Annotated in this window: 4 protein-coding genes and 1 pseudogene; 2 read left to right on the top strand and 3 right to left on the bottom strand. The window is 72.6% G+C overall.

Annotated features, from left to right (window positions below):
* Both GXP76_RS33150 and GXP76_RS33145 read right to left on the bottom strand, forming a co-directional pair.
* The coding region (locus GXP76_RS33150) for an SWF or SNF family helicase (RefSeq protein ID WP_242575325.1) at positions 1-1,145 on the bottom strand (1,145 nt) is incomplete at its 3' end.
* Entirely contained in the window at positions 1,142-4,342 is a 3,201-nt protein-coding gene (locus tag GXP76_RS33145) for a DEAD/DEAH box helicase (RefSeq protein WP_277994092.1), read from the bottom strand. The genes GXP76_RS33150 and GXP76_RS33145, both read right to left, overlap by 4 nt.
* Positions 4,343-4,554: 212 nt before the next feature.
* Here GXP76_RS33145 and GXP76_RS33140 point away from each other — a divergent pair, with 212 nt between their 5' ends.
* Positions 4,555-5,634: an acyl-CoA desaturase gene (locus GXP76_RS33140; protein ID WP_242575323.1), complete on the top strand. Its 1,080-nt coding sequence runs from the start codon at positions 4,555-4,557 to the stop codon at positions 5,632-5,634.
* A gap of 125 nt (positions 5,635-5,759) precedes the next feature.
* The gene (locus GXP76_RS33135) at positions 5,760-5,942 is read left to right on the top strand and encodes a hypothetical protein (RefSeq protein ID WP_031228443.1); all 183 of its coding nucleotides are present in this window, start codon (positions 5,760-5,762) and stop codon (positions 5,940-5,942) included.
* 106 nt (positions 5,943-6,048) lie between these two features.
* Here the strand turns inward: GXP76_RS33135 and GXP76_RS33130 are convergent.
* Positions 6,049-6,338: pseudogene (locus tag GXP76_RS33130) on the bottom strand (hypothetical protein); the annotation flags it as partial.

Below are 6,338 nucleotides of genomic sequence, written 5' to 3'. Positions count from 1 at the left end.
GGTCCCGAAGCCGCCCAGCGGGCGCCGGCCCTGCGGTACGGCCACCAGCGGCCGTCGCGCCCGTAGCGGAGCTGTGTGTCCGCCCCCACGACCGTCCAGCGGCCGGCCGCACCCGCGCGCAGCCGTGGGCGCTCGCTGTCCTCCCAGGCCGCCGCCAGGTCGGCCTTCGCACGCGCCAGGGCCTCGGGCTCCGGTTGCCACTCCTCCTCCAGTACGGCGAGGGCCGCGGCGCCGCCGTAGCGCCAGGCCCCGACCGCCAGGTCCAGTTCGGCACGCTGCCGGCCCGTGCCACCGGCGAGCCGCACCGCGATCAGCGGATCGTCGGCCGAGGCCGCCAGCCGCACGGCGTCCTGACCGGGCGTCAACTCCTGTTCGATCGGCTGTCGTTCGTGCCCGGCGGAGAGCGCGTCGGTCAGCAGGCGCAGCGCGCGTCCCGCCGCGTCGGCCGCCAGGAACTCCAGGGCGTCCGCGTCGATCCCGGCCGTCCCGCCACCCGCGCCCCCGGCCGCGCCGTCGGCCGGGCTCTGGTGCGTCCGGGCGGCCCGCGCCGAGCGCGTCTGCAACTCGTCGAGCAGTTGGCGCTCGCCCCGGCCGCGCATCAGCAGGAGGACGAAAGGATCCTCGTCCAGCAGCCGCGCCACCTGATAGCACAGCGCAGCCGTGTGCGGACACAGGTCCCAGGCGCCGCAGGCGCACTCCGGCTCCAGGTCGCCGATGCCGGGCAGCAGTTCGACCCCGGCGCCCGCTGCGTCCTCCACAAGATGCGGCGGCATGTCCCGGTCCAGCAGCGCCGCGATGTGGCCCGCGCGCTCGACCGCCATGTCCAGGAACCGGTCCCACTCCTCCGTACTGAGCTGCTGCAACAGCACGTCGCCGCGGTGCGCCGTGCCGTCCGAGTCCCTCACGACCGCCGTGATCCTCCCCGGCCGCACGGACACCGCGCCCACCGCGCCGTCACGCGCCTGCCTGCGCCCCTTCTTGAGCTGCTGCAGGTCGAGCGCCGTGTCCTCCAGGGCCTTCAGCCACGCCTGTCCCCACCAGGTCTGCGCGAAGCCCCGGCCCCGCGCGGGCGGCAGGGCGCCGAAGGTGCGCTCGGTCCCTTCCGCACCGTGGCCGCCGCTGTTTCCGCCGTCGGTTCCGGTCATCGCGCACTCCCTCGCAGCTCGACCAGATCGGCCAGCTCGTCGTCGGTCAGTTCCGTCAGGGCCGCCTCGCCGCCGGCGCCGAGGACGGAGTCCGCCAGGTGCTGCTTGCGCGCCAGCATGTCGGCGATCCGGTCCTCGATCGTGCCCTCGGTGATCATCCGGTGCACCTGCACGGCCCGGTTCTGGCCGATGCGGTACGCGCGGTCCGTCGCCTGGGCCTCGACGGCCGGGTTCCACCACCGGTCGAAGTGCACGACATGCTCCGCGCGGGTCAGATTCAGACCGGTGCCCGCCGCCTTCAACGACAGCAGGAAGACGGGCACTTCGCCCTCCTGGAACCGCCGCACCATGTCCTCGCGCCGCCCCACCGGTGTGCCGCCGTGCAGGAACTGCGTCGGGACGCCGCGCGCCGCCAGATGCTGTTCGAGCAGGCGCGCCATCTGTACGTACTGGGTGAAGACGAGCACGCTCGCCTCCTCGGCGAGGATCGTGTCGAGCAGTTCGTCGAGCAGTTCCACCTTCCCCGAACGCCCCGCCACACGTGCCGGGTCGTCCTCCTTGAGGAACTGCGCGGGGTGGTTGCAGATCTGCTTGAGCGATGTCAGCAGCTTCATGACGAGGCCGCGGCGTTCCATGCCGCCGGCTTCCGAGATCGCCGCGAGGGTTTCGCGTACGACGGCCTCGTAGAGCCCGGCCTGCTCCGTCGTGAGCGACACCGCCCGGTCGGTCTCCGTCTTCGGCGGCAGCTCGGGCGCGATACCGGGATCCGACTTGCGCCGCCGCAGCAGGAACGGCCGAACGAGCGCGGACAGCCGCTCCGCCGCCCCCGGGTCACCGCCCTCGACCGCCTGCGCGTAGCGCGTACGGAAGGTGGCGAGCTTGCCGAGCAGACCCGGCGTCGTCCAGTCGAGGATCGCCCAGAGCTCGGAGAGGTTGTTCTCCACCGGGGTACCGGACAGGGCGACGCGCGCCTTGGCGCCGATGGTGCGCAGCTGACCGGCGGTCGACGAGTACGGATTCTTCACGTGCTGTGCCTCGTCGGCGACGACCATGCCCCATTCGGCGCCGGCCAGCTTCCGCGCGTCCAATCGCATCGTGCCGTAGGTGGTGAGGACGAACTCGCCGTCCGCGAGGGCGTCCAGGCCGCGCGACGCGCCGTGGAAGCGGCGCACCGGTGTGCCGGGTGCGAACCGCTCGATCTCGCGCTGCCAGTTGCCCATCAGCGACGTCGGGCAGATCACCAGGGTCGGGCCCGCCGCCGACTCCTCGCTCTGGCGGTGCAGATGGAGCGCGATGACGGTGATGGTCTTGCCGAGCCCCATGTCGTCGGCGAGACAGCCGCCGAGACCGAGCGAGGTCATCCGGTGCAGCCAGTTGAGCCCTCGCAGCTGGTAGTCGCGCAGCGTGGCGGTGAGAGCCGCCGGCTGGCCGATCTCCTGGTCCGTGCCCTCCGGGTCGGCCAGTCGGTCGCGCAACGCCTCCAGCCACCCCGACGCCTCTACCTCGACCCGGCGCCCGTCCACCTCGGTGGACCCGGTGAGAACTGCTCCGAGCGCGTCGACGGGCGTGACCTTGCGGTCCTGGCTCTCCCGGGCGCGCCTGGCCTCCTCAGGGTCGATGAGGACCCACTGGTCGCGCAGCCGTACGAGAGGGCGGGTCGCTTCGGCGAGCCGGTCCAGCTCGGCGCGGGTGAGTTCCTGGCCGCCCAGCGCGAACCGCCAGTTGAAGGCGAGCAGCGCGTCGGCGGAGAGGAAGGACGGCAGGCCCGGACCGCTCCCGTCCGAGCGCCCGTTCCCGCGCGTGTCGTCCTCGCCGTCACGCCCGGCGCCCGGCGCGTCGGTCGGCGTGTCGCGCCCCGTTCCGTACGGGCGGGAGCCCGGCCCCTCGTCGGGCGGGCCGATGACCGCGCGCGCCGTCAGCCTGCGCGCCAGCGACTTCGGCCAGTGCACCTGGACGCCGGTGGCGGCCAGCGCGCGGGAGGCATCCCCGAGCAGTTCGGTGACCTCCTCGTCGGCGAGGTCGATCGCGTCGGGCACGGTGGCCGACAGGAGGGGCGCCAGGGGTGGCCAGGCGCGCGCCGCGCGCCTCAGGGCCAGCAGGGCGTCCATCCGGGCCCGGGGGCCGAACGCCTCGCCCGTGGCCTCCACGGCCCCCGTACCGGACCAGACCTCGGCGGCGTCGGCGACGACCGTCGGGTCGCTGACGCTGTGCATCTGCAGGACGGCGCGGAACGCGGGGACGGAACCGGACGCGTCACTGTCGGGGAAGCCGTCCTCCTTGGAAGAGCCGCCCGGTGAGGCCGTCAGGCCGGGGAGTTCGACCCGGAGCGACAGCCGTACGCCCGCGTCGTGACCGGCCGCCACGTCGGCGGCCCAGCCGCGCAGTTCGGGCAGCAGGCGCGGCTCCGGAGCGGCGAAGGCGGGTGACCCGGCGGCGATCCGAGCGGCGGGCGTGCGCACGAGACCGTCGGCGACCGCGTCGAGGAACCGCCGCAGCAGCCGTTCCGGATCGGCGAGCAGGAGCGGACCGGTCGTCCCGGGGTCGAGCGGTACGGCGTGGGCGGCGGGCGGCATCGAGGCGGCGAGCGCACGGACGCGCTCCAGGTCGTCGGCGGCGACAGGGCCGGCGCGCCAGGCGTCATGGCCGGCCGCCGAGAGTCCGGGCAACATCTTGCCGCGCGCGGCGAGTTGCAGGGCGAGCAGCGCCGCGGCTCCCCAGAAGGCCGCGGCGGGCGAGGCGTGCGCCGACGCCCTCGCACGGGTCAGCACCGGCAGGGCGTCGCGTACGGGCAGCAGCAGGGCCGGAACCGTACGGAGACGCACGTCGTCGCCGACGACGGTCAGGTCTTCGACCGATACGCCCGAGACCGCCGAATCCGCCAGGTCGGTCGCGTCCGTCGGTTCGGTCGCGTCGCCTGCGTCCGTAGGGTTGGCGGCGTCCGGCGGGGCGGGCCACTCGGGCGGAGGGGCGCCGTCCGGATGCCAGAAGGCGATCCGGCCGGCACGGGCCGGGTCGGCCGGCAGGAAGAGCGCGTGGCAGCGCGCGAGTCCGGTGATCTGGGAGGGCGTAGCCGCAGGGGGCCTGTGTACGGCGATGACACATTCCTCAAGTTTGACTAGTGAAGGTGGAGCGGCCGAGGGTACCTCGCTCACCACAGCGATGGGTGGCGCCCGACGGTGACAAGAATCATGGGCCATGGCGGGGGTGTAGACAGCCCCACCCCCTCGGTCGGGAATAGCCCCCGTCACCTCGGGGTGTTGGCCGCATGGCCCTGGAGGGGCAACTGCGCGTAGTTTTCATCCGGTCGCCGCGATCAAGCGCCAACGGCGCCACTCGAACGGCCCCACCGACCTGCCCTTTCCCACCTAAACGATCTACACGATCGTCGGCCTACAGACCGGAGACCGACATGCCCCAGGCCCCCGCAGCAGCAGTCGCGGAGACCACCACCCCCGGCCCCGCCGCCCGCACGGGCGGCAGCGACTTCGCGCCCCTTCTGCGGACGGTCAGGGAGCAGGGCCTCCTCGAACGGCGAACCGCCTGGTACGCGCGCGGTATCGCCGTCAACCTGCTCGGGCTCGCCGCGGTCGTGACCGGCATGGTGCTGATCGGGGCGTCCTGGTGGGCGCTCCTCCTGGCTCCGCCGCTGGCCCTCCTGTCGGCCCGGATGTCGTTCGTCGCGCACGACGCGGGGCACGCCCAGATATGCGCCACCCGCGGACGGAATCGTCTTGTCCAGCTTCTCCACGCCAATCTGCTGCTCGGAATGAGCCAGGACTGGTGGAACGACAAGCACAACCGGCACCACGCCAACCCCAACCACCTGGAGAAGGACCCGGACGTCGGTGCCGACATCCTCGTCTTCGCACAGCACCAGACCGAGGGCCGCAAGGGACTGCGCCGCTGGCTCACCCGGCACCAGGCCGCGGTGTTCTTCCCGCTGACGACCCTGGAGGGCATCGCCCTTAAGGTCTACGGCTTCCGGTGCGTCTTCTCCCGCGGTGTCAGCCGCCAGACCCCGCGTGAGCGCTTCCTCGAAGGGTCGCTGCTCATCACGCACGTCGTCGCCTACCTCGCGCTGCTCTTCACGACGCTCAGTGTCGGCCAGGCCGTCGTCTTCCTGCTGATCCACCAGATGATCTACGGCCTCCACCTGGGCATGGCGTTCGCCCCGAACCACAAGGGCATGAAGATCCCCACCGAGGAGGAGTTCGCGAGCTGGGGACATCTGCGCCGGCAGGTCCTCACCTCCCGCAACATACGCGGCGGCTTCTTCACCGACTGGTTCCTCGGTGGCCTGAACTACCAGATCGAGCACCACCTCTTCCCGAGCATGCCCCGTCCCCACCTCAAGCTCGCCCAGCCGCTGGTCCGCGCCCACTGCCGCGAGATGGACGTCTCCTACGTGGAGACCGGCCTGGTCGACTCGTACCGGCAGGCGCTGGGCCATCTGCACGAGGTCGGTGCGCCGCTGCGCGCCGCGGCCTGATCCGCACGGCGCGGTGCCGCTCCGTCGCGGCGCCGCGCACGCGGGCGCTGCATAGTGGAACTGGCGGAGGCCCGTGAGCGTTCACTCAGCAGGGAGCGGCCTCGGCCGCGAAGGAGGCGTCGAAAATGTCGACTAGGGCAAAGATCGCTGTCGGGGGAGTGGCCGTCGGTCTTCTCCTGATTCCATTCATCGGATTCTGGATGTCGCTGCTGGTGGTGCTCGGTGTGCCCGCGGTGGCCTATCTGATGCTCGACCCGTCGCAGCGCCGTCGGCTCAAGCGCATCACGCGCAAGGAGATCGGCCGCTGACCCCGCACTGACCTGCGAAGACAGCCCCCGTACGCCATGCCGGGCCGATGACACGGTCCCGGACGCGTACGGGGGCTCCGTCAAGCGCCGCGCCGCGCCACGTCGGTCAGGACGGGCGGACGGCGATCCCGTCGAGCGCTTCGAGGAGTTTGGGCAGCTCCGGCCCGCGGCCGACCGGCAGCACTTCGTTCGGTTCGTCGTCCAGGAGGATGTAGGCGATGTCGTCGGTCCTCGCGACCAGGGACCAGCCCGGGCCGTCGGCCCGCAGCATCCGCGCGCCGGCGGGCGCGAAACCGGAGCGGACCCTGCCCAGCGGCGGTGCTGACTCCAGGTAGCCGTGCAACTCCTTCAGCACGCGCCTCACCCCGTCGTGGAGGCCCTCCCCGCCGGGCTGAT

The sequence above is a fragment of the Streptomyces sp. NP-1717 genome (assembly GCF_022695985.1).
Lineage (GTDB): Bacteria > Actinomycetota > Actinomycetes > Streptomycetales > Streptomycetaceae > Streptomyces.
The sequence above is the reverse complement of the archived record's forward strand: the minus strand, read 5'-3'. Positions and strand labels throughout refer to the sequence as shown.